The following is a 24151-nucleotide window of genomic DNA, read 5'->3' as shown; positions in this document are numbered from 1 at the left end:
GGAGCCGAAACGCGGATTTCTGTTTTTCACTTTTCGTGATTCCCCCCCCTCGTGGCCCGGAGGAGGCGTGGAAGCAGATGGGCATTTCTGGATTCAGCGCGGTCAAAGAACCTTACTGAGATGGGAAGCGCGGTGCATAGCTTCAAGCAAAGAAGCGATCACATTTGATGACGCCAGTGAGAGGCAGATGCGGGAGTCTGCTTTGCGCCAATTGTTGCCGTTTGTAATGCAAAGCAAGGCTGTCATTGGAAGGCCAGCCAGACACACATAGTACGATCAGCGAAGGGGCAGTTGTACGACGGGGCTTGTGCGAGCTGACACGCCAACCAGGGCCGCAGCCCTGTTTCGCTCGGCAACCAGCAAATCCACCGCACACTGTCGATCAGAGATGGCACTGGAGAAAAATAGGCTTTCGGTTTCCGCAATCCGCAATCTGATTGCTTCAATGTTCGGATTGTCGTGTTCCCAGGAAATGAAATCGTCCCATTCCAACTCGTATTTTAGGCGATCGTCGAGAAAGCGGTCTAGCAGCTCCACGAGTTCAAAATCCGTCCTGGGGGAGTTTGTCGGATGTGGATGTGAGGCGATGACCGCAGGAACGAAAATAGCTTTTTGAACATGCATCCTCTGACGGCACCTGCCGTGCTCACCCGCCTAATCGTAGCGAAGTTTGGGCGCGCTTTGAACGGGATGAGCGGCAACTTCTGGCTCAAAGCGGACGTTGGCATAGAGGCAAGCCATTGCGCTTACCCCCACCCGAAGCACCTACGCGCTTCGCTCGCACGCTGGGGCTACACGCCCCCGCAAGGAGGAGGTGAAAGGGGAAAATGCTGTTACCGCTGGCGCAGAATATGGACCTATTTTAACCTCCCCCCTTGCGGGGAGGTCGAAATGCGAGAGCGTAAGCGGAGCATTTCGGGTGAAGGGATCGCGACGCGGGCGAAGTGATTTCGAAAATGCGTGAGGGGTGACACGATGCTGAAAGCGCAGTGCTTGCGTCTGCGCTTACCCCCACCCGATCCGCCTGCGCTCTGCTTCGGCGCATCGACCTCCCCGCAAGGGGGAGGTGAAAAAGACAACAAAAAACCTCCCCCTGCGATGCAGAGGGAGGTTCTTCGGTTCAGGCGTAGACCCGAAGCTCTAGGCCGTAAGGCTTAGACCTTCTGGCACTGCGAGACGATCGATTCCAGGATTTCCTGCTTGCCCGACTTCGGCGCCGGGTTGAGGTTCGCCTTGATCGCGTGGTCGGCCAGGGTGTCGAGGGTGTACTTGCCAGCCTCGATGTCCTTGCCAAGACCGGCTTCCCAACCGGCATAGCGAGCGGCCTTAGCATCGGCCAGGCGCTTGTCCTTGATGATGGCTTCGGCCGAGAGAACGGCGCGGGCCAGCGTGTCGATACCGGCAACGTGCGCGGCATAGAGGTCGTTCACATCGACCGACTGACGGCGCAGCTTGGCGTCGAAGTTGCAGCCGCCGGTGCCGAGGCCGCCATGTTCCAGGATCGGCAGGAAGGCCACCGAGAGATCCTGCGAATTGTTCGGGAACTGGTCCGTATCCCAGCCCGAGCGCGGGTCGCCGCGGTTGATGTCGAGCGAGCCCATGATGCCGAGCGCATAGGCCATTTCAACTTCATGTTCGAAGTCGAGGTTGGCGAGCGTGGCGTGGTTCACTTCGATATTGACCTTCACTTCCTTTTCCAGGCCGTTCTTCTGCAGGAAGCCGAAGACGGTGGCGGTGTCGCGGTCATATTGATGCTTGGTCGGCTCGAAGGGCTTCGGCTCGATCAGGATGGTGCCCTTGAAGCCGATCTTGTGCTTGTGCTCGACGACCATCTTCAAGAAGGCGCCGAAATGCTCCAGCTCTTTCTTGAGGTTGGTGTTGAGGAGCGTGTCGTAGCCTTCGCGGCCGCCCCAGAGGACGTAGTTCTCACCGCCGAGGCGATGGGTGGTTTCGATGGCCGCACGGACCTGCGCCGCCGCATAGGCGAACACTTCCGGATCGGGATTGGTGGCGGCGCCAGCGGCATAACGCGGATGCGAGAAGGCATTCGCGGTGCCCCAGAGCAGCTTCACGCCGGTCTGCGACATCTTCTTCTGGAAGATTTCTTCCATCTTCTTCAGATTGTCGATGTGCTCGCCGATCGTGGCCGCATCAGCGATCACGTCCGCGTCATGGAACGCGAAATAGGGCGTGCCGAGGCGGGTGAAGAAGTCAAACGCGGCATCGGCGCGGGCAGCGGCCAATTCCTGCGTGACATGACCGGACCACGGACGGTTCCAGGTGCCGCCGCCGAACATGTCGGAGCCGAAAGAGGAGAACGAGTGCCAATAGGCAACCGTCAAGCGCAGCCATTCGCCGAGCTTCTTGCCGAGAACCACGCGGTCCTTGTCATAGACCTTATAGGCCAGCGGGTTGGTGCTTTCCGGACCTTCATACTTGATCGGCCCGACTTCCGAAAAAATGCTCATCTGCCAAACTCCCTGAAAGATGGTTTGAGGCTCTTGTAGAGGTCCACGAACAGAGCCCGCCGGGGCGCCATCTGGTCCTTCAATTGCTGTACTGGTTCAACGACGCGCGACACTTTCGGTGCCGTGCAAACTTCAACCGGGTCAGCCCCGGTTGCGGCCAGGAGGCCAAGGCGGGCCGCACCGAAAGCACCGCCCACTTCTCCGCCTTCCCGATAGGTCAGCGGAATATCGAGAGCCGATGCGAGCATCGGGCCCCAGAAGGGAAGACGCGCCGCGCCGCCAACGACAGTGGTGTCGTTGATGGCCGAGCCCGCTTCACGCAACACATCGATGCCATCGGCGAAGGCGAACGCCACGCCTTCAAGCACCGCATAAGCGAGATCAGCTTGGGTGGTGTCGGCGCCCATGCCGAAGAACACGCCGCGCGCATAGGGATCGTTATGCGGGGTGCGCTCGCCGGAAAGATAAGGGAGGAAAATCGGGGTTTGCGGACGAAGGCCGCGACGCTCGGCGCCCGCCACCGTTTCCACCACATCATTGATGCCGGTGAGGTTAGCAACCCAGTCGATCGCAGACGCCGCCGTCAGGATCACCGCCATCTGGTGCCAGACGCCCGGAATGGCGTGGCAGAAGGCATGCGCCGCCTTCTCCGGATTGGGACGGAACTTGTCATTGACGACAAAAAGCACGCCCGAGGTGCCGAGCGAGAGGAAGGCCTGACCCGGCGCCACAACGCCAACGCCCACCGCCGAAGCAGCATTGTCGCCGCCACCGCCCGCCACCACGACTTGCGGCAGGCCGAGTTCTTCAGCGGCTTCCGCCGTCAGCTTGCCGGTCGGCGCAGTGCCTTCCACAGCCTTCGGCATATGATCGCGGGTGAGGCCGGTCGCGGCCAGCATCTCATCAGACCAGTCGCGCTTGGCGACATCGAGCCATAACGTGCCAGCGTTGTCGCTCATATCACCGGCCTTCTCGCCGGTGAGTTTCAAGCGGACATAATCCTTGGGCAGCAGAACCGTTTTGGTCTTCGCAAAGATCTCGGGCTCATGGTGCTTGACCCAGAGCAGCTTCGGCGCGGTGAACCCCGGCATCGCGATATTGCCGGTGATGGCGCGCGAACGGGGCTCGTTCTTTTCGAGCTCAGCGCACTCGGCTTCCGAGCGGCCGTCATTCCACAGGATCGCGGGACGCAGCGGCTTGTCGGCTGCGTCGAGCAGCGTGGCGCCGTGCATCTGGCCCGAAAGGCCAATGCCCTTCACCGTCTGACGTTCGCGCTCCGGCAGCGCGCGCACCGCGGCAACGGTTGCTCGCCACCACGCATCGGGATTTTGCTCCGACCATAACGGATGCGGGCGCTCGACGGTGAGCGGGGACGAACCCTGCGCCACCAGCGCACCCTTTTCGTCCATCAGGACGGCTTTGACACTCGAGGTGCCGATATCGATACCTAGATACATGCTTCCTGCCGCTCCCCGGCCCGGCTCACGGCCGGACGCTTATTTTGAGGCTCTTATATACCAGACTACGCTAGTCGGATTAAATTTGGTAGCGTTATCATACACAGGATTATACCGCCGCCAATGGACAAAATAACGCTGCGCACAGGCTTTTCACCTGGGGAAATGGACGCTGCCGCAATTAATCCAGCAGCGCCTCAAAATCCGCATAAGCCTTTGTCAACGCTGACTTAAATTGTTCGTTCCCAGCCAACTTGGCAGGGAAGACTTCGCTTAAGGCGAGAAACGCGGCGACATCGGTGGCCGGATTGCCTGTGAGACTCGCCCCGACCGCGGCAAGCTTGGCGGCTATCGGATCGGCCAGCACCACGCCCGCCTTGGCCTGACGGCCGACAAAGCGCATCCAGGCAGCGAGCGAAATCATGAAGCGGGTGATGGGACGGCCTGCCGCGAGCGCATCTTCCACCGGCCCAAGGATACGGATCGGCAGCTTCAAGGAGCCATCGGAGGCGATCTGAATCAGCTTGTGGGTCAGCGCGGGATTGCGGAAGCGGTTCAACAGATCGGTGATGTAGCTTGAGAAGTCGAGGCCGGGCGCGGGATGCAGCGTCGGCACCATATCTTCGCGCATCATGCGTTCGACGGCATGGCTGAGCTTTCCATCGGCCATCGCCTCGCCCACCGACTCGCGGCCGCGCATCAGCCCGGCATAAGCGAGCGTGGAATGGGCGCCATTGAGAAGACGCAGCTTGGCGAATTCGTAAGCCGCAACATCCTTCACCATCAACACGCCGACGCTGGCGAGATCGGGCGCATCCTCGCCCAGCATGTCTTCCACCACCCATTGCAGGAAGGCTTCACGCTGCACCGGCGCTTCATCGCGAAGGCCCGTTTCAGCTTCGATGCGCGCTTTCAGCTCATCGGTAGCCGCAGGCGTGATGGAATCCACCATGGTGGAGGGGAAGCGGACGTTATCGGTAATCCAGGCCAAAAGGTCCTTATCGCCGCGCGCTTCGGCAAAGGCCAGAACAGCCGCATGCAGCTTATGGCCATTCATCACCATGTTATCGCAGGAGACCGGCACAAACGGCACCATCTTCGCAGCCTTGCGGCGCGCCAGGCCTTCGGTCACCCAGCCGATCACGGTCTTGGGTGCATGGGGATTTTCGAGATCGGCTTTGATGGCCGGATTGGAAAGATCGAGCTTACCATCACCGCCGAGATAATAGCCTTTCTCGGTCACGGTCATGGTGGCGAGCTTGACGCGCGGATCCATCAGCCGCGCGAAAATCGCTTCGGTCTGGCCATGCGCCTTCAAATATTCCGTATGCGAACCAACGACGCGATAGCGAAGCTGCGCATCGAGCTGGGCCACGACATAAAGATGGTCCTGCTCCACCGCCGCCTCGGCCAGACCGTTCGGCATCAGCTCGGCGCCCGAGATCGCCCAGCGCGGATCAGACGCGAGAAGGGAATCGAAATAGCAGGCCTGGTGACCGCGATGAAAAGCGCCCGGGCCAAAATGCACGATACCGATACTTGTTTTCGCGCGATCGTATGTGGGCAACACGACCCCTTGCTTGGCGAGGTGCAGGGTCTTGGCGCTGAGGCGGGGGGCGGTTTTTTCGGTCATGGTACCGGTATCTTTACCGCAAATCCCACCCTCTGGTCACGGAAAATTCCAGCGGCGCGGTGACGCGAAGACGCGAAATCACAGCCTGACCACCCCGCCCGAACATTACGGCACATCTTGCGATGCCCTGCGCCCAAACAAAAAAACGGCGCATCTTGCGATGCGCCGTAATGTTCGAGGGAGGTAACCCGGCCCTGCCTTTTGGGCAGGGCCGGTGGGAAATGACTTACAGGCTGCCGCGAACGCCGAGCAGGAACAGCGAACCCGGACGATAAGAGTAGTTCATCAGGTTCGGATACTGCTTGTAGGAACGGCCGTTCAGGGCATGGGTCAGGTTCTGCACGTCGAAGGTCAGCTCCGGATCCGTCGGAATTTCTCCGAAGAACTTGGAGAGCTTGACGCTCGAGGAGATATCGACCTGGCCATAGTCCATCGAACGTTCTTCGGTGAAGCTCGGGATGCCCGCGATGATGCCGTAGGCGTTCGAGCCGACGATGGTGCCGCGCTGGTAGGAGTAAGACCCACGCAGCATGATGCCGTCGTTTTCGTAGTAGGCGGTCAGGTTCATGGTCATCGGCGACACGCCCAAGACGACCGAGGGAGCCGCCGAGTTCGGCGTTGTCTTGGTCGAGACAAAGGTCGCGTTCGCGGTGAAGCCAAAGCCCTTCATGCCGAACTGCTCAAGGTAGAAGTCGAGCGGCTGGACCCAGTTCAGCTCGACGCCCTTGATGGTTTCCAGACCAGAGGCGTTGCGCGCCTGGGTGACCTGGACGTTGACGCAATCCAGCGTGTTGGCAGAACCCTTCGCCGGATCCCAGCAGCCGCCAGCCGTCGCCAGATTGACGAGGTTGATGTACTGCGAAGAACCGACCGCGTTGTTGGCGAACACGGTGCCGTACTGCGCCAGCCACGGATACTTCTGGTACGAGGTGTAGTTGCTCGGGAAGCCCGTGACCATCTTCTTGAAGATGCCGACACCGAAATAACCTTCGCCGCCGGTAAAGAGGTTGGCGCCGAGGTCGATGTTGGTGGAGTAGAACGGACGCAGATTCGGGTTGCCGAGGCTGAAGGCGTCGCCGCCCGAGCCGCCGCCACCAAGGCTCGGCAGCATGTTCGCGGGATTGGCGCGAGTCATGGTGCGCGAAACAGCGCCGCGGATCTGGAAGTCGTCAAACACTTCCCAGACCAGGTTCACAGACGGCAGGAAAGCCTCATAGGTGGACTTCGCCGTCGTCGGGACGACAGAGTTGGGATAACGCGTGCCATCCGGCGCCGCCACATTGATAGTGCCGGTGGTGCAGGTCGGATTCTTGTTGGCATCCAGCGGAACAAGCGAGGCATAGGTCGGATTGGCGCAATCGATCGTCCAGGTGTTACGCGGATCGACGGCCGAGGTGTAGCCGGTAACCGTCTGGATCGTGCGAGCCCAACGCGCACCGATGTTATACTTCAGCTTCTGCTCGCCGCGATGCAGCGTGCCGTTGATCATGAAGTAAAGACCGGTCGTCTTCTCGTCGATGATACTTGAAGAGATGTTGGTGTTCGTGCCCGTCGAGAAGCCGGTACGACCCGGATCCTGGAGGTTGGCAGGCGCACCCGGCGGCGGGGTGGTGGCATAGTATTGGTAGTTGGTCGCCGTCTTGAGGCCGTCGTAGTTCACATTTACGAAGCCATTCGGGCCAGGCGACAGATACTGCGGGATGGCCGAGTTCGGCAGGAGCGGGCCCTGCGCCTTCGGGAAAGCCATGCCCTTGGTATAACCATTGCCGTTGATGTCGGTAACACCCCACCACTTGGTCCAATCCCCCGGAATGGCGTCCGGCGTGGCCGCGCAAGAGAAGGTCTTGTTCGGACCCGGGATATAGGTCGTCGGGTTGAGGTTACAGCCAGCCTCGCCGAAGAGGCCACCGTTGTCGTAACCACGGATCAGGCGATACTGATCGTCGAAAGCAAAGCCGCCCTGAACGCTGAACTCGTCGCCGCCATAGGAGACGTCGAGATGGGCGCCGTCGGTGAATTCAGACCGGCGTTCCTGCTGCAGACGCAGGGCCGAGGTCGAATACCAGCCGTAGTTCGTCGGATCCTGCAGACCATTCGCGCCGGAGAGACCCGACATGGAGAAGGTCGGCGTCGCGCCAGTGTTGTCGTAATGCACGATGGCGTTCGGAGTCGAGAACAAGAAGGACGGGGAGTCGCGGAAGAAGTGCGCGCGGCTGTAGTTGACCTGGGCCTTGACGTTCAGCAGGTCGGAAACCTGCCAGTCCATGCCCGGGTTGAGGCTGATATAGTCCGACTTTTCCTTATAGGGACGCGCTTCGAGCGTCATATAGGCGTTGGCCATGTCGCCATAGGTGACGACATTGTTCTTATCGACCTGCATGTTCATCGGGATCGCGGCACCCGAGCGCGCGCCCCACATCAGGTCTTCGCGGTTCAGGTTGTTCTCGAGCACGCCGAAGATGCTGTCGAGGTAGAAGTGCATCGCATCCGTGGGACGGTATTCGAAGGAGAGAATACCGTTGTAACGGTTGCGGGTGCCCTTTTCGAACATCGGGCGGCCGGTACGCGGAACGATCGCGGAGGCGATCTGGTTCTGGGTCAGGCCGGGGTTCAAGGCGAGCAGCGCATCGCCCGTCACCGTCTTGCCGACATACGCAGCAGGCACGCCGGTGTTCGGGAACACCTTCGGGGGATTCCAGCCGTTCTGGCCGCCAATGGGGTTACAGGTCGAGACCGGAGCAGTCGAGGTGGTGTTCGGCGAAGTCGCGTTGCTGGTGGTACACCAGGAGGTCTTGCCCGCGGGATAGGCGCCCGGCGCCACGCCAGCCGCGGCTTCAAACGCGGTGATCTGCTTCTGAGTGTAGTACTGCACATCACTCAGGCTCGGCACGGTCAGGCTGTTGAAGGCACCTTCGTAACCGGTGATCATCACGCGGTTCCAGGCGCCCGACAGACCAACGAGAACGCCGAATTTGCCCTGGGTGGTGCTGGCAATCAGAGTGCCGCGGCCGCCGGGGTTGCCATTTCGGGCATAATCCGTGGCCTGCATGTTATATGAGAAATGCGTGCCCGGATTGTCGAACGGACGGGCGCTGCGCATGTTCACGTTACCCGCTGCGCCGCCTTCAAGCTGGTCGGCCTTCGCGGTCTTGTCGACCGTGAGCTGGGTGAACAATTCGATCGGGAAGATGTTGAGGTCGACTTCGCGGTTGGCGCCGCCGGCATCGGTGTTGCCGGTCGAAGCCGTCTGCACGGTCGCGCCGTTCAACGTGATCTTGACGTGGTTGGTGTCGAGACCGCGGATGGCGATGCGCATACCCGAACCGTCGTTCTCACGGTTGATGGTCACACCAGGGATGCGGTTGAAGGCTTCGGCGATGTTGGTGTCCGGGAACTTGCCGATGTCCTGCGCGAACACCGAATCCTGGAAGTTCACCGATTCACGCTTGGCGCTGGTCGATTCCGCCAGAGAGGCGCGATAGCCGGTCACGGTGACCGTTTCGAGCTGGTCTTGCGCGAAAGCAGGCGCAGAGGCGAGCACGAGGCCCACGCCTGCCAATACTGTCGTACCCAACAAGCGGGTACGAGTCATCGCTTTGGATGTCATCAATTCCTCCCCTTAGTGCGATGGCTTTGTTTGCGGGTTCTGTAACCCACCATTCGCCGGTTTATGGCTGGCCTATAGGCTTAAGCTGTCGGTCTCCCTAACTGCCACCCTGGCCGTTACCGGCGCGTTGCTGATGTTAGCGGTATCAGTCGCGAAAAGGATTAAGCCTGTGCCCGGGGCCGGTCAAGAATACAAAGGCAGGAATTTGGACATTTAGGGGCGTGTGTTGCCAGCCGGACACCAATGCAAGTGATGGTCTAACTCAAAATTCTGATGTTCGAACCATCACTTTCACGCCTCATCAGGAATAGAATAACTCTAAGGAATTGCACAACGCGTTGAAATGGCACCAAGTAGTGTTATCGGTCTCATACCCACAAAACTTGCACCCAGCGAAATTGCGTATGCGTCACTTACGATCACCCTGGGCGCCATTTTCAGAACAGTTTCGCGCCGCAATCACTTTCCCGTCAGTGCGAATGGCGAGGCTGTACGGCCGGGACTGCCGGGCGCGAAAGGCAATTTGAGCGATTTATAAAACGACAACGGGTGCGCTGGCGCAGGTACGCCGTCTGGCAAAGGCAAATGCGAGACACTCTGAAAATACGCGATGGAGCCATCACGCCACAGCTCTGCGTTCTCTTTCTGCATCGCAAGGAAATCAGCGGTGATTTGAAACCGCTCTGCGTCCACGAAGGGCTTCATCGCCTGCCAGCGCGTCTGCATTTCAGCGACCTTGTTCACGCCATGCGCGTAATGATGCACCAAAGACTCCCATAAATTGCCACCTGATGGCATCGCATAGCTCCAAGGCAGATGATGGAACCATAGAAGCAGATTTTCAGGCGTGGCCTTGGGATCGGAGAAGGCTTTCGCCACGGGCGCGGCATATTGGCTGACCGCATTGGCGCCGGTGGCGGTGCGATCCACGCCAATGCCGTTTTCATCGGCCCGCGCGTAATAGACCGGATTCCAATCGGGGCGTCCGGCATCATCCACCCAAGGGCCGGGGCCATAATGATGGCTGGTCGCCATCTGATGGGCGAGGCCAAGCGGCGTCATGTAGTCCACCGCGGTCTCGCGCGACCCCAGCATCATCTCGGTGACGGGCTCCACGAATTTGGGGTCGGCGGTGAAGGTCTGCTTCAGCCACTCCTCAGCGATGGTTTTGCTGTCGAGGTCAGGGTCCCAGGCGAGACGTCCGAAGGCATACCAATTGGCCTGATCAAAGATCGAACCCGACCAGTTACGCGCGGTGCCGATATTGGACGCACCCGCGATGGAGGAAAGCGGGCGCTGGAAGAGGCTGCCATCCACCACGCGGGCCACCGTCGAGCCCTCGCCCTTCGCGAAGGTGTCCGAGCGCAGCACCTCCTGCCAGAGAGGCGCGAGATAAACGAGATGGATTTCGAAACCGAGATATTCCTTGGTGATCTGAAATTCCATGCCCGTGGAGGTGTTGGGCAACCCGCCAAAAACAGGGCTGAAGGGCTCGCGCGGCTGAAAATCCAGAGGACCGTTCTTCGACTGCACGATCACATTAGGCAGGAACTTGCCGTCGAGCGGCTTGAACTCGTTATAGGATTGTTTGACGCGATCTTCGGGGCTCGGCGAATAGACAAAGGCGCGCCACAAGACGATGCCGTGATGCGGGGCCAAGGCTTCGGCCATCATATTGGCGCCATCGGCATGGGAACGGCCGTAATCCTGCGGCCCCGGCTGGCCTTCCGAATTGGCCTTTACGAGAAAGCCGCCGAAATCGGGGATCAGGGTGTAGATCTCGTCGGCCTTGTCCTTCCACCACTGGCGGACTTGGGGATCGAGCGGATCGGCGGTTTTGAGGCCCCCGACTTCCATCGGCGCAGAGAAACGCACCGAGAGATAGACCTTGATGCCATAAGGACGCATCACGCCCGCCAGCGCCGCGGCTTTCTTGATCCAGGCGGTTTCAAGGCTGGTCGCCGCCGAAACACCTGAGGGATTGGTCAAGACCGTGCCGTTAAGGCCGAGCGAGGCATTAGCGCGGGCATAATCCTTATACTGCGGATCAAGATGGCCCGGCAGCTCCCACCAATTGAAGATGGAAATGCCCGAATAGCCGCGCTCCAGCGTGCGATCGACATTGTCCCAATGGTTGAGCATGCGCAGGCCGATCTTGGGCGCGGACACAATATCCAGAGAGTTGAGCATGCCGCGGGTTTGCACCAAACGCAGATAGGCAAAAGCGCCATGCAGCGCGCCGACATCGCTATTGCCTGCGATCACGGTGGTGCGGCCGACGGTTTTGATGACATAGCCCTCTGCCCCCGCCTTTTCGAGCGGCAGGGCGAGTTTGGCGATGGCGAGATCTTTCGGCGTGCCGATCAGGATGGTGCCGGATTTCAGCGCCGTGGCGAGCGGGACACGCTTGCCCAACAACCCTGAAAGCCCGCGCTGCAATTCCTCGCGCGCCGCGAGGATGGTGGGCGATGCGCCTTGCGCCATGATGGCGGAGGCATAAGGCACATCGCGCGCGATAACCGCTTTTTCCAACGGGCGATAGCGCAGCCAGAGGTCATAACCATCCTCGGCCTTGGCCGCGCCTGCCACCGCCGCCAGCGCCACGGCAGCCAATATCGCCCGTTTCATCAGTATCTGCCCTTCGTTTGTTCTTATTGCGCCACTTCGACTGGCGGCGGTTTGATCTTGCGGCCCGGCGCGCCCTGCCCCGGCGCATAAGGCCATTCGAGCTGCTCGTAAAACCCGAGGCTATGCGGGGGTTTCTTCACCCCTGCCGGCAAAGGCAGGCCCGAAACCGATTGGAAATAGGCAATCGAAGCATCGCGCCAGAGCCGCGCATCACGCTTTTGGATCGTGAGGTAATCGGCGGTGAGCGCAAAGCGTTCGTCATCGACATAGGGCTTCAGGTTCAACCATTCCGCCGCCATGGCATCGACATTGGCAACACCCTGGTCATAGCGCCCGACCAGCTCATCCCAGAGGGGGCGACCGGATTTCATGGCGTAGTTCCACGGCACATGATGGAACCAGAGCAGCAGATTTTCCGGCGTGGTTTCGGGCTTGGCCCAGATGGTGGAGAGCGGCGGGAAATACTGCGCCACGGCATTGGAGCCCGAGGGGCCGCGCTCAAAGCCGATGCCCGATTTGTCAGCGCGATTGTAGTAGACCGGATTCCAATCGGCGCGACCCGCGCTATCCACCCACGGCCCCGGCCCGTAATGGCCTGAGGTTCCCATCTGATGGGCAAGGCCGAGCGGGGTCATGTAGTCGACCGCGGTTTCACGCGAGCCCATCATCAAGGCCGTGACGGGTTTTAGGAAAGCGGGATTGGAGGTGAAGGTCTGCTTCACCCAATCCGACGCGATGACATCGGCTTTCGCTTCCGGGTCCCAGGCAAGGCGCCCGAAGGCATACCAATTGGCTTGATCGAAGATCGAGCCGGACCAATTGCGGTCGGAACCGATATTGGAGACACCGGCCATCATGGTCTGCTTATAGCCGAACATCGAGCCATCGATCACCTTGGCAACCGTCGAGCCTGGGCCTTTGGCGAAGGTGTCGGAGCCCAAGAGCTCCTGCCACATGGTGCCGAGATAAACGAGGTGGGTGTTGAAACCGAGATATTCCTTGGTGATCTGCACTTCGAGACCGGTATTGGTCGCGGGCGTCGCCCCGAACAAAGCACTGAAGGGCTCACGCGGCTGGAAATCCAACGGCCCGTTCTTCACCTGCAATATGACGTTCGGCAGGAACTTGCCATCCAGCGGCTTGAACTCGTTATAGGCCTGTTTGATGCGGTCATCCGGCACTTCGTGGCTGTAAACGAAAGCGCGCCACATCACGACGCCGCCATGCGGGGCCAAGGCTTCGGCAAACATATTGGCGCCTTCGGCATGGGTACGGCCGTAATCGCCGGGGCCGGGCTGGCCTTCGGAATTGGCCTTGATCAAAAAGCCGCCGAAATCGGGGATGTAGTGATAGATTTCATCCGCCTTGTGCTTCCACCACTCGCGCACCTGCGGATCAAGCGGGTCCGCCGTTTTCAGGCCACCGATTTCAATCGGTGCGGAAAAGCGGGCGACAAGATAGACCTTGATGCCATAGGGGCGGAAAGTATCGGCCAGCGCGGCGGCCTTTTGCAGATATTCCTGCGTCAGGACCAGCGAAGAGGCGTTCACATTGATCAGCACCGTGCCATTGATGCCGATGGAGGCATTGGCGCGGGCGTAATCGACCATGCGCGGCGAGACATGCTCGGGCAATTCCCACCATTTGAAGATGGACGACCCGGCATAACCACGCTCGATAGTGGCATCGAGATTGTCCCAGTGGTTGAGAAGCCGCAGCTTCACCTTCGGCGCCGAAGCAATATCGAGCTTGTCGATGGCCTCATGGGTCTGGATCAGCTTCAAGAAGCGATAGGCGCCATAAAGCACGCCGACATCGCTATTGCCTGCGATCACGGTAAGCTTCTTGCCCCCCACCACCGCCGAGCGGATGAGGTAGCCTTCCGGCCCGAGCTGCCCAAGCGGCAGGTTCAGGTTCTTGATGGTGGCGGAATTTTCCGGCGTGCCGAACAGCACCGCGCCCGCTTGATGCACGCTTTCACCCACCGCGACCTTCTTGGCCAAAAGGCCCGAAAGCCCTTTCACCAATTCGGCGCGGGTAACATCGGCAGTCGCCGAATGGGCGGCGCTGACAACCTCGGTCGCGGCAGGCGCATAGCGCGCAGCCAGCGGCTTTTCCAGCGGATGATAGCGCAGCCACAGATCATAGCCGTCATCGGCTCTCGCGGCGGCAGTCAGTCCCAGCGCGGCAAGCGCCAGAAGCGGCAGGAATTTCATGAGTGTTTCCTATTGGTCTTTCATGGTTTGGGTGCGACCGCCGAAGGATCGAATCCTTCATAGACGGCATCGCGGAAAGCCTTGTGGGCGGGTACACGTCCGAAGGGGACGTATTGGGTGAAGAAGACGGCGGTGAGCTTGTTTTTAGGATCCACCCAGAAGAGCGTGTAATTGCGCCCATCCCAGAAGAACTCGCCGACCGCGCCGCTGGATTCATCCGCCGCCTTGGGCGGGGCGATGCGCACGGCGAAATCAATCCCGAAACCAACCTGCCCTTTAGACGGCAGCCAGATGCGATCGGTCACCGCGGGATCAAGCACGCTGGTGGACATCAGCCGCACGGTGGAGGGCTGCAAAATGCGCACGCCATCGAGCGCGCCTTCCCCCAAAAGCATGCGGGCAAAACGGCTGTAATCATCAAGGGTGGAAGAAAGCCCATAGCCGCCGGGCGTGAGCGGCCAGCGCTTGGTGGGGAAGGAAAGCGCATCGGCGTCATTCTCGCGCGTCAGCGTGCCGTCGGTCCCAACATCATAGACGGCCATCAGGCGGTTCTGCTTTTCCGGCGGCACATAGAAGCCGGTATCCTTCATGCCGAGAGGATCAAGCACGGTCTTCTTCAGATATTGATCGAAGGGCATGCCGGAAATGCGCTGCACAAGAAGCGCCTGCACATCCACACCGAAAGAGTATTTCCACTGCTCGCCGGGTTGGTATTCCAGCGGGATCTGGCCCAAACGGCGGGCAAATTCATCCAGCGTATATTCCGGCTTCATCGGCTTATCGGCACAGAACTGCGCCATCTCGGGGCGGATATCGCCGCCGCAATAGGTCAGCCCCGCCGTGTGGCGCGTGACATCGCGGATGGTCATCTGGCGCACCGGCGCCACCAGGATGGGCTTGCCCTTGGCATCGAGACCTTGCAGCACCTTCACATTGGCGAGCTCGGGAATGTATTTGGCGACCGGATCATCGAGCCGGAACTTGCCCTCTTCCCAAAGCTTCATCAGCGCAACACCGGTGATGGGCTTGGTCATGGAATAGATCTGCACAATGGTATCGCGCGCCATCGGCTTTTTGGCTTCACGATCGGAATAGCCAAAGGCGCCCGAATAAACTTCCTTGCCATCGACCGTCACCAGCGCCGAAGCGCCCGCGAGCTTTCCGGCATCGGTGAAGTTTTTCAGCGTGGCATCGATGCGCGCGGGATTGACCGCAGGCGCGGCCTGTTGCACCGGTGATTGCGGAACGGACGCACAACCCGCAAGCGCGAGCGCGGCACCAGCTACCAGAAATTTGCGCAGCATCGTTTCCTCGTTTTGTTTTTATGCGGCTAACGCCGGATGCACCCAAGGGGCACGATAGGGCCGGATCAGCCGCTTATTGGCTTCGTCATCGCCGATCAGGCGTTCGGCTTTGGCATCCCAATGTAAGGGCCGTTTCAAATCCATCGCCATATTGGCGAGGATCGCGGTGGAGGTGGAGATATAGCCCTCCTCCACATCGGCGATGGGGCGCTTGTTCTGTTCGATGGCGGCGAGGAAATCGCGCATATTCGGGCGCGTCAGTGGCACCAGTTCGCGATCCATGCGATCAAGCTTCACATCATTGGGGAACTTTTTGCGTTCCTCCGAAAGATCGCCGCTGCGCATCGCACCCTTCAGGGACGAAAATTCGTAGGCCGAAGAGGTGAGCGTCAGCGTGCCCTTCTCGCCATAGAGCTTTGCGCCCCAGGCTTCGTTTTCCGGAATCTCGCCCCATTGGCGGCCTTTCCAGGTGAAAAGCGTATCGCCGTAATCCCACACCGCCGTCTGGGTATCGACCACGCTCGCAATCGAAGCCTTGTCGACATAGACCCCGCCATCGGAGCTGATGGTCTTGGGCCAGGAAAGCTCCAGCATCCAGCGCACGCAATCGATGAAATGCACGCCGAGATCGGCGATATAGCCATTGCCGAATTCGCGAAAGGCCCGCCAATTGATCGGATTGATCTCGGCGCGATAGGGCACCAGCGGCGCGGGTCCACAATAGAAATCCCAATCAAGCGTCTTGGGCGGCGCCACAACGGGGCTGAATTTCGCCGGGCGCTGATGATAAAGCCCATAAAGCTCCACCATGCCGACCTTGCCAAGTTCGCCGCTGCGCACCAGTTTGCATGCTTCGGCATGGGGCGGGGAAGCGCGGCGCTGGGTGCCGACCTGCACCACGCGATTATATTTGCGTGCCGCAGTGACGAGTGCCTTGCCCTCGGCAATGTCCACCGTGATCGGCTTTTCGAGATAGACATGCGCGCGAGCCTTCATGGCGGCGAGCGCGGGCAGCGCATGCCAATGATCGGGCGTCGCCACGATGACGATATCGAAGTGATGCTGCGCCAGCATCTGGCGATAGTCTTTATAGGTCGCGGGCGCCTTTTTCGGCTTCACCACGGAATCGGGGAACGCCATGGTGGCGTTGACGAGATTCTTCAGCGCGGTCGCATCCACATCAGCGAAGGCGACCACCTCCACCGGCGCGACCTGCATCAGGGCGAAAAGATTGCAGCGACCCATCCAGGCCGAACCGATCACACCCACACGATAGGGGCGCCCGGCGGCATAAGCCCGCCAGCCAGAGGTAAGAATTGCGGCAGCCGCGCCGCTTAAGACCTGTCTCCGGCTAGCCATGCTGATAACTCCTTATGCGGGTTTCAACGGCAGAAGTGGACGGGCGGGGGCGGCGGCAAAAGCATCAGCCATGGCCTGCCGCAAAGCTTTGGGACGGTAGGAATCGTCGTAAGGCAAACATCTTTGCGGCAACCCATCAGGCCGCGCTGCATAGCCTTGCAGCCAGGAATAGCGGTCGGCCAGACCCCAGGCCATTACATAGCGAGTCTGGGGATAGGCGAGGACCGTGTCGAGATAGACTTTCGCATAATCGGCCACCGCCCGATCACGCTCGGCGATGCTGCCGGTAAGGCCCTTATCGTTGACGTCGAACTCGCTGATGATGATATCGAGCCCCATCGCCACCACGGCATCGAGGAACTTCTTCCATTCGGCGAGATCGGCATTGGAAGGAACTCCGCCCGAGATGGCGGCGGCGTCAATATGGGATTGCAGCCCCAAAGCATCGATCGGAACATTGTTCTTCTTCAAGCGCTCGAGCAGCTTCAAGACGCCCGCGCGATGGGCGGCATCTTTGGGCGCCCAGCCCATATAGTCGTTATAGACGAGCTGCGCCTTGGGGGCGGCTTCGCGCGCCAGGCGGAAAGCAAGATCCACGACCTCCGGCCCCAGGACCTTGGTGAAGGGCGCGTCTTCCATCTCGCCGGTGGCAGGCGCGATGGTCTCGTTCACGACATCATAAGAGAAGATGTGCTCGCCATAGCGGGTGGCGACCGTCTTGATGTGGTCCTTCAAGAGCCGCTCGGCTTCCGCGACGGGTTTGGAGCCAAAGTCATAGCTGTTCAGCCATTCGGGCGACCATTTCGAGCGGTTCCAGAGCAGCGTATGGCCGCGCACCGCAAGCTTATATTGGGCCGCGAAAGCCATCAGCATATCGGCACGGGCAAAATCATACGTCTTGGGGCCGGGGCGCACGACGTACCATTTCAGCTCATTCTCCGGCACCAGGATGCCGCATTGCGAGACGAAAAGGCCGCGAAGCTGGGGATCATCGAAGGCCGCGGGGCGCGGCTTGGCGGGCTTGGCTGTGGTCGATTTCAGAAGCGGCGGCTTCTTGGAGGCCGTGCCGATGCAAGCCCCGAAGGCGAGGCCCTTTCCTACCGCCAGACCATTCAGGCTATCGGGCGCGCTGCCCGCCGCCTCGAAATTGGTGTGGTGGTGGATATGGCCACGGCCATGTTTCTTCTCGCGCTTAGGCGCGCCCGCGAAAGCGCCCTCAGCGGCGAAAGCCCCAGCACAGAGAAGCCAATTGCGGCGGGAAAAGGAGGTCATCTATCACTCCGGTCCAACAAGGCGGCGAGCGTACTGCCGCCGGGCTGGTTCGGCCAAGATGGTTATTCTTGCCTCATCAAGGTTTGAAGGCTTTCAGGGGCTGACTTTCATGGGCGGGCGGGCCGGGGCCGCGGCAAAAGCCGCCGCGAAGGCCTCGCGCAAGGGCTTGGCGCGGTAGTCGTTGTCATAAAGGGCGCAACGCTGCGGCGTGCCATCGGCGCGCGGGATGAATTCCTGCAGCCAGGAGTATTTATCGACCAGCCCCCAGGCCATGACATAGCGCATCTGGGGATAGGCCAGCATGATGTCGAGCCAGGTCTTGGTCAGCGCCGCCACTTCCGCGTCCCGGGCCTTGATCTCGGTGGGGGCGGATTTATCGTTGATGTCGAATTCCGAGATGATGAGGCCAAAGCCCTCGCCCGTCACATCATCGAGGAATTTGCGCCAGGCGGTCTCGTCGCGCTGGCTGCCCGGGCCGCCGCCGGTATTGCCAAAGCCGATATGGGCCTGCACGCCGAGGGTATCGAGCGGCAGATTCTTCTTCTTGGCATATTCGAGCAGCTTGACGATAGCGGCGCGATGGGTGCCGTCGGCGCCCCAGCTCGGGAAATCGTTATAGACCAGCTCGGCATGGGGAGCGGCTTCCTTGGCGGCGTGGAAGCAGATGTCCATCACGTTGTAGCCGAGAATTTTGGTGAACGGCGTCGGCTCCAGCTCGCCGGTCTTGGAATCGATGGTCTCGTTGATCACGTCATAGCTGAAGATCGCATTGCCGTAGCGTTTGCAGACCTTGAAGATGTGATCGCGCAGCATCTTTTCAGCGGCCGTGGCTGGGCGCGAGCCGAAATCGACCTCGGAGACCCATTTGGGCGTCCAGCGCATGGCATTCCAGAAAAGGTTATGGCCGCGCACCAAAAGTCCATTCTTGCGGGCCCAATGGATGATGGTGTCGGCGCCGGACCAATCATAGGTCACGGGGTCGGGACGCACCGCATACCATTTCAGTTCATTTTCCGGCACCACGATGCCGCATTCGCGCAAGGTGATCTCGCGCACTTTGGGATCGGCAAAGGAGGCGGCGCGGCGGGGCTGAGCGCGGATTTCGGGCGGCAGAAGCGCCACTTCGCCTTCGGTCGATTTCTCGCCGATGGAGCTGCCGAACATCAGGCCTTTGCCTTTGGCGATGGCGTTCAGGGAATCCGGTGCGGTGCCAGCCTTCACGGTTTTCGCCAGAGCTTCGGGCATCGCAAGGCTGCCTGCGGCGGCAAGGCTCGCGGCAATGCACTGACGGCGCGATAAGGTCATGGCATCCTCCTTGTCGGCCGCGGCTTTGGGTTTATCATCCAGCGGCTCTTTGTTTTGTACGGTGCTGATACCGGTATCACCGATCCCCGAATGGCTCAACGAGGCTTTACGGCATGCGACGGTTTCTGCGAGCTTCTCTCGCCCTTTTGATCATCCCCTTCATCGCGGAAAAAGTGTCGGCGGAGCCATCCGATTACCAGAGGATGTTAGAGGTGCTGTCTATCACCTCCGTCCGGCCCGGTGCGGAAGGCTTCAACCGCGCCTCGCCCAACTTTGCCAATTTCGATGAGACAAAAGCCGGAAGCTACACCCTGCCCGATCCGCTGGTCGCGGCGGATGGAACCGCGGTGAAAACGCCGAAGGATTGGTGGAGCAAACGCCGCCCAGAAATCGCGGAACTGTTCGAGCGCGAGATCTATGGCCGCGTGCCGAAAGAGGTCCCGGCGGTGCGCTGGGAAATGACCGGCGCGGAGGTTCCCCCGGCCCGCGCCGTGAAGGCCGTCACCACCCATTATATCGGCCATGCCGATAACAGTGCCTACCCTGCGCTGAAAGTCGATATCGTCGCCGACGTCACCCTGCCCGCAGGTGTCAAAGGCCCAGTGCCGGTGATGATCGTGCTGACCTTCAAAGGACCTTGGGAGAATATGCCGGTCCCCGCGGGGCAAGGCGAAGATTGGCGTGACCAGCTTTTGAAAGCGGGCTGGGGCTATGTCGAATATGTGCCGACCAGCGTGCAGGCCGATGACCCCAAGAAACTGCGTGAAGGGATTATCGGGCTCACCAATCGCGGCGGCTATCGTACACCCGATCAATGGGGCGCTTTGCGCGCTTGGGGCTGGGGCGTGAGCCGGGTGATCGATCTTCTGTCCACGGACAAGCGCGTGGATGCGCGAAAGATCGGTGTGGCGGGGCATTCGCGCTATGGCAAGGCGGCGTTGGTGGCGATGGCGTTCGAGCCGCGCCTCGCTTTTGGCTACATCTCCTCGTCGGGCGCGGGCGGGGCGAAATTGCTGCGGCGAAATTTCGGGGAAAAGCTTGAGAACCTTTCCGGCGAAGGTGAGCATCATTGGATGGCGGGCAATTTCATCGCCTATGGCGGCCCCAAAACCGCTGCCGATCTGCCGGTAGACGGCCATGAGCTGATCGCGCTCGCAGCCCCGCGCCCCGTCTTGATCAGTGCCGGTATCGGCGATGGCACCAACCCGATGGAAGATGCCTGGACCGATCAGCGCGGCATGTTTTTGGCGACAGTCGCGGCAAGCCCGGTCTATCAGCTTCTCGGCGCGGGCGCGCTTGGCACGACCGAAATGCCTGCCGTTGGCACCCTCGTAACAAAAGGGGCGCTGGCTTGGCGCCAACACCCCTTCGGTCACACGATGCAGCCTAATTGGGAAACCTTTCTGACTTTCGTCAGAAGCGGGCTTACTTCCCAGCATCCTTAAGAATGGCCGCCACAGCAGGCTTGGGATTTCCGGCACGGTCGAAGAGCAGCGAATAGGCGGTGCGGCCCGGGATCGGCCAGCCATTGTGCCAGCTATCGCCATCGGTCACGCCCCAGAGCGTGATGCGGTTCACCACATCCTTATGGGCCTTCGCGATGGCGAAGACTTGCGCGTAACGCTCGGTGAGTTTGGCCTGCACGTCATCCGGAAGCCCGTTCACATAGGGATTATATTTCGGGTCAGACGCGAATTTCAGCGAGACATCAGCGGTCGCGCCCATATTGGGGCGGGGCAACACGTCGATATCAAGCTCGGTCAGCGCCACCTTCACGCCAAGGGCGGAGAATTTGGTGATGGCCTCGTCGAGAAGTTTCAGGTCGGGTTCGGCAAGGGTGTAATGGGCTTGAATGCCGACGGTGGTGATGGGCGCGCCCGCCGCTTTCAGCCGCTTGACCAGCGCCAACGCCTCTTCGCGCTTGCCCGGATTTTCGATGTTGTAGTCGTTATAGGTCAGTTCGGCTTTGGGGTTCGCTTCATGCGCCCATTTGAAGGCTTGCACGAACAGCTCTTCGCCGCCGATCTTATACCAGAGCGATTGGCGCATCTTGCCATCGTCGCCGACGACTTCGTTGATCACATCCCAGGCTTTGATCTTGCCCTTATAGCGACCGACGATGGTGAAGATGTGCTCTTTCACGCGGGCGAAAAGCTCGTCCTTGCTGACGGGCGTGCCATCGGCATTCTCGAACACCCATTTCGGCGTCTGAGCGTGCCACACCAGAACATGGCCGACGGTGTAGAGATTATTCCTCTGGCCGAATTCCACATACTGATCGGCGATGGAGAAATCATAGCCGCCGAGCTTGGGATGAATGCGTTCCCATTTCAGATCGTTCTCGGGCGAAATGGTGTTGAACTCTTTCAAGACGATGGCATCGCCCTTGGCATCGCGCCCAGTGATCTGACGTGCGTTGAGCGCGGCGCCCACCACGAAATCGCCTTTGAAGGCGTCCTTCAGCGTCTCGACGGCCATGGCCGGAACCATCAGCGCCGTAATCGCTGCGGCGGCGGCAAACATCCCAAATTTGCGCATTAGTTTCTCCCGTGTGTTCTTGCTTTTAAAAGAAACGGCCGGATTTTCGCCCGGCCGTTCCAACGCCTGATGCTCGCAGCGGCGCTTAGTCGATCCAAAGCGCGCTGGTGATGATGCGCGGGTAATAGCGGCTCGCCTTACCCTCGCCCGACACGATCTGGTCGCAGCAAGCCCAATAGGCCGAACCCACTGCCTGCCAAGTAACATGTGCGGCGTCGGCCTTCTTGATCACCTCAGCCACCGCCGGATTGGCGTTCAGACCAAACACGCGGCGCGTCACATCGAGGAAGATCGAGATCTTGCTCATCCAGCTATTGTTAGACGTAGAAGAGAGCTTAATGCCGCCATCGGCGAAGACCGAGCGCTTTTCCGGGTCGAGCAGCAGCTTTTCGGTGTGCAGCTTCAGCGCGTCATACATGCGCTTCTCGGCGGCGCTGGCATACACCTCTTCCGGCTTGATGCCGGCATAACCGGTCTTGGCGAAGTAGTAGGGATAGACGCAGCCCTCAACGGCGGGAAGGATGCGGGAATTGTAGCCCGGATTGTCCTTCTCGAAGATCGCGGGCAAAACGCCATCGACCGCCTGATCGGCGACGAAACCAGCTACCTTCTCGGCCAGCTCCTGCGCCTTCTGGGCGGCTTTCTTGTCGCCAAGGTCGCGGAACAACAGGTTCAGGGCGCGATAGGAGGCCCAGCACTTCACCGCCATATAGACGTTGTTGCGCGTCTGGGCGAGGCTATGGTCGAGGCTGTCATAGGTGGTGATTTCCTGGCCGCCCGCCGTCTTGTCGGAGTCGAACTGGGCAAAGCCCACCTCGCCGCCGCGATTGACGAAGCTTTCCAGGACTTCCTCGACGATCTTCTTGTTCTTCTTCAGCCAGGAGGTGTCGCGCGTCTTGGCGAGATAGCAGGCCGCCGTCAGCGTCCAGTTGCAGAGCTGTTCGACCGTCATATAGCTGAAGGTCGAGGTCAGGTTGGCAAGCTCGTAAGAGGAACGGCCCTTGGGCGCGAAGTTATTATGCGCACCCATGTCATGGCAGAAGCTGATGCCGCCCGGCGCCGTCTCATAGGCGCGCGAGAGCTGGGCTGCATCCGGCGGGGGCGGCGGCTGGCTCGGGTCATGGTCGAAGCTGTGCACCGACACGCCCGCATCCTTATAGACCTTCACCTTGTCGGTGTAGCTGTAATGGCTGACGAAATTATCGAGCAGGTTCTTCACCACCCAGGGATTATGGTCGAGTTCCCAGAACACATGGTCGACCGAAAGGTCGAGCGTGTTCATCATGCAGTACTCGCCTTCGTTCACGACCCAGAAGGGCTGCTTGTCGATTTCGAGGAGCTGGGTCGAGCCGTAATAGCTGTGGGTCGCGTGCGCGATGAGGAACTTCTGATCATCGGAGAGCGTGGCGGCTTCGAGCTTGGCATCGAGCGCATCGGATTTTTCGATCACCTTGGCAGCGGCATCCAGCGTCGAACGCAGCACATCGGTGAGATCGGTGTAGTAGCGCGTATAAAGATACTTGCCCGACAGGCCCGTGGTGACCGGAGCTTCCAGATAAGAGCCGATCGCCAGCGTCATCGCATAGCGCTTGCCCGCCGGAACTTCGAAGCCGATGCCCGGGCAGGAACCCAACAGATGCACGGGGTTGAACTTCTCGCGGATGCCATCCGTCGCCGACCAGCGCATGAAGCCGAAAGCATGCGGCTTATCGCTCGCACCATTGCCCGTGATATCCACCACCTCGGCGGCAACACCCGCCTCACGGCGGAAGGCAAAACCGACACGGGCCGAGCCGCCGAGATCGTCGGTGATCATGCGTGGGCCGGGGCGCGAATGGTTGAGGGCGAAGATGCCGGTCTTGGGCTTGGTGCCCTTGGTATTGTCGATGATGAGCTGAGCCACCACGGCGGGGCGCAGCGCATCGCGCATATCGCGGTCGGAGGACTTGGAGGGGTCCGGGATCGGGCCGAAGGGCGAGAAAACCGTGAAGGTGAGATCGCCGGCTTCCCAGCTATCGGTCGCCCAGCCATAAGAGCGCTTGATTTCGTTCTCGGCGAAGGGTTCGGCATCCGGACGCACATTGGCTTCAGAGGGACCAGCCTGTTCCACCATGAAGGCTTCGGCAGCGTTGGAGGCCGCACCGACATAGAAGGGCAGACACTTCAGCGTGGCGTCGGCATAGCGGTCGCCATCGATCAGGCCGATGAAGACTTCCTGGTCGGCGGGCTGGCCGATCTGCAGGCCGATACCGCCTTTGGTACCGGGATTGCCGCAGGTAAAGCTCATGAAGGCGCCCATAGGCGAATGCTGGGCATTGAACCCGATCGGGCCGGAAAGCGGACGGCGGATGCTCATGGGTTTCC

Annotated in this window: 14 protein-coding genes; 1 reads left to right on the top strand and 13 read right to left on the bottom strand. The window is 60.3% G+C overall.

The window, feature by feature from the left end:
- Positions 1–276: 276 nt before the first annotated feature.
- From FHS83_RS08855 to FHS83_RS08805, 11 genes are all read right to left on the bottom strand, one after another.
- A complete protein-coding gene (locus tag FHS83_RS08855) occupies positions 277–624 on the bottom strand; it encodes a hypothetical protein (protein WP_167082625.1) in 348 nt (115 codons plus the stop codon).
- 530 nt (positions 625–1154) lie between these two features.
- A complete protein-coding gene (xylA, locus tag FHS83_RS08850) occupies positions 1155–2468 on the bottom strand; it encodes a xylose isomerase (RefSeq protein ID WP_167082624.1) in 1314 nt (437 codons plus the stop codon).
- The gene (xylB, locus tag FHS83_RS08845) at positions 2465–3925 is read right to left on the bottom strand and encodes a xylulokinase (RefSeq protein WP_167082623.1); all 1461 of its coding nucleotides are present in this window, start codon (positions 3923–3925) and stop codon (positions 2465–2467) included. Before xylB ends, xylA begins: the two co-directional genes overlap by 4 nt.
- A gap of 181 nt (positions 3926–4106) precedes the next feature.
- Positions 4107–5558 carry a mannitol dehydrogenase family protein gene (locus FHS83_RS08840; RefSeq protein WP_167082622.1) on the bottom strand — a complete coding sequence of 484 codons (1452 nt, stop codon included), beginning with the start codon at positions 5556–5558 and terminating at the stop codon, positions 4107–4109.
- A 226-nt stretch (positions 5559–5784) separates the two neighbouring features.
- Positions 5785–9165 (bottom strand): TonB-dependent receptor, encoded by a 3381-nt coding sequence (locus tag FHS83_RS08835; protein WP_167082621.1) that lies wholly within the window; start codon positions 9163–9165, stop codon positions 5785–5787.
- A 459-nt stretch (positions 9166–9624) separates the two neighbouring features.
- On the bottom strand, positions 9625–11793 hold the full coding sequence (locus FHS83_RS08830; RefSeq protein WP_167082620.1) for an alpha-glucuronidase family glycosyl hydrolase: 2169 nt from the start codon (positions 11791–11793) through the stop codon (positions 9625–9627).
- 23 nt (positions 11794–11816) lie between these two features.
- On the bottom strand, positions 11817–14009 hold the full coding sequence (locus FHS83_RS08825; RefSeq protein WP_167082619.1) for an alpha-glucuronidase family glycosyl hydrolase: 2193 nt from the start codon (positions 14007–14009) through the stop codon (positions 11817–11819).
- A 20-nt stretch (positions 14010–14029) separates the two neighbouring features.
- A complete protein-coding gene (locus FHS83_RS08820; protein WP_167082618.1) occupies positions 14030–15313 on the bottom strand; it encodes a serine hydrolase domain-containing protein in 1284 nt (427 codons plus the stop codon).
- 18 nt (positions 15314–15331) lie between these two features.
- Complete coding sequence (locus tag FHS83_RS08815) at positions 15332–16672, bottom strand: Gfo/Idh/MocA family protein (protein WP_167082617.1); 1341 nt, start codon at positions 16670–16672, stop codon at positions 15332–15334.
- Between the two features lie 12 nt (positions 16673–16684).
- Positions 16685–17944 carry an endo-1,4-beta-xylanase gene (locus tag FHS83_RS08810; protein WP_167082616.1) on the bottom strand — a complete coding sequence of 420 codons (1260 nt, stop codon included), beginning with the start codon at positions 17942–17944 and terminating at the stop codon, positions 16685–16687.
- Between the two features lie 93 nt (positions 17945–18037).
- Entirely contained in the window at positions 18038–19249 is a 1212-nt protein-coding gene (locus FHS83_RS08805) for an endo-1,4-beta-xylanase (RefSeq protein ID WP_167082615.1), read from the bottom strand.
- A 113-nt stretch (positions 19250–19362) separates the two neighbouring features.
- Here FHS83_RS08805 and FHS83_RS08800 point away from each other — a divergent pair, with 113 nt between their 5' ends.
- Positions 19363–20694 (top strand): glucuronyl esterase domain-containing protein, encoded by a 1332-nt coding sequence (locus tag FHS83_RS08800; protein WP_167082614.1) that lies wholly within the window; start codon positions 19363–19365, stop codon positions 20692–20694.
- On the opposite strand, the gene FHS83_RS08795 is transcribed toward FHS83_RS08800, so the two are convergent.
- Together FHS83_RS08795 and FHS83_RS08790 are read right to left on the bottom strand one after the other, a co-directional pair.
- On the bottom strand, positions 20675–21787 hold the full coding sequence (locus FHS83_RS08795) for an endo-1,4-beta-xylanase (protein WP_208414333.1): 1113 nt from the start codon (positions 21785–21787) through the stop codon (positions 20675–20677). The two genes, FHS83_RS08800 and FHS83_RS08795, sit on opposite strands and share 20 nt — an antisense overlap.
- Positions 21788–21872: 85 nt before the next feature.
- On the bottom strand, positions 21873–24143 hold the full coding sequence (locus tag FHS83_RS08790; RefSeq protein ID WP_167082613.1) for a glycoside hydrolase family 52 protein: 2271 nt from the start codon (positions 24141–24143) through the stop codon (positions 21873–21875).
- Positions 24144–24151 lie beyond the last annotated feature (8 nt).

Source organism: Rhizomicrobium palustre (genome assembly GCF_011761565.1).
GTDB classification, from domain to species: domain Bacteria; phylum Pseudomonadota; class Alphaproteobacteria; order Micropepsales; family Micropepsaceae; genus Rhizomicrobium; species Rhizomicrobium palustre.
Note: the sequence above shows the minus strand (reverse complement) of the source record. Positions and strands in the feature narration are given on the sequence as shown.

What these genes read in the sequence shown, in the direction of transcription:
- FHS83_RS08855 (WP_167082625.1), bottom strand. Translation starts at nt 624, where the DNA reads ATGCATGTTCAAAAAGCTATTTTCGTTCCTGCGGTCATCGCCTCACAT.
- xylA (WP_167082624.1), bottom strand. Translation starts at nt 2,468, where the DNA reads ATGAGCATTTTTTCGGAAGTCGGGCCGATCAAGTATGAAGGTCCGGAA.
- xylB (WP_167082623.1), bottom strand. Translation starts at nt 3,925, where the DNA reads ATGTATCTAGGTATCGATATCGGCACCTCGAGTGTCAAAGCCGTCCTG.
- FHS83_RS08840 (WP_167082622.1), bottom strand. Translation starts at nt 5,558, where the DNA reads ATGACCGAAAAAACCGCCCCCCGCCTCAGCGCCAAGACCCTGCACCTC.
- FHS83_RS08835 (WP_167082621.1), bottom strand. Translation starts at nt 9,165, where the DNA reads ATGACATCCAAAGCGATGACTCGTACCCGCTTGTTGGGTACGACAGTA.
- FHS83_RS08830 (WP_167082620.1), bottom strand. Translation starts at nt 11,793, where the DNA reads ATGAAACGGGCGATATTGGCTGCCGTGGCGCTGGCGGCGGTGGCAGGC.
- FHS83_RS08825 (WP_167082619.1), bottom strand. Translation starts at nt 14,009, where the DNA reads ATGAAATTCCTGCCGCTTCTGGCGCTTGCCGCGCTGGGACTGACTGCC.
- FHS83_RS08820 (WP_167082618.1), bottom strand. Translation starts at nt 15,313, where the DNA reads ATGCTGCGCAAATTTCTGGTAGCTGGTGCCGCGCTCGCGCTTGCGGGT.
- FHS83_RS08815 (WP_167082617.1), bottom strand. Translation starts at nt 16,672, where the DNA reads ATGGCTAGCCGGAGACAGGTCTTAAGCGGCGCGGCTGCCGCAATTCTT.
- FHS83_RS08810 (WP_167082616.1), bottom strand. Translation starts at nt 17,944, where the DNA reads ATGACCTCCTTTTCCCGCCGCAATTGGCTTCTCTGTGCTGGGGCTTTC.
- FHS83_RS08805 (WP_167082615.1), bottom strand. Translation starts at nt 19,249, where the DNA reads ATGACCTTATCGCGCCGTCAGTGCATTGCCGCGAGCCTTGCCGCCGCA.
- FHS83_RS08800 (WP_167082614.1), top strand. Translation starts at nt 19,363, where the DNA reads ATGCGACGGTTTCTGCGAGCTTCTCTCGCCCTTTTGATCATCCCCTTC.
- FHS83_RS08795 (WP_208414333.1), bottom strand. Translation starts at nt 21,787, where the DNA reads ATGCGCAAATTTGGGATGTTTGCCGCCGCCGCAGCGATTACGGCGCTG.
- FHS83_RS08790 (WP_167082613.1), bottom strand. Translation starts at nt 24,143, where the DNA reads ATGAGCATCCGCCGTCCGCTTTCCGGCCCGATCGGGTTCAATGCCCAG.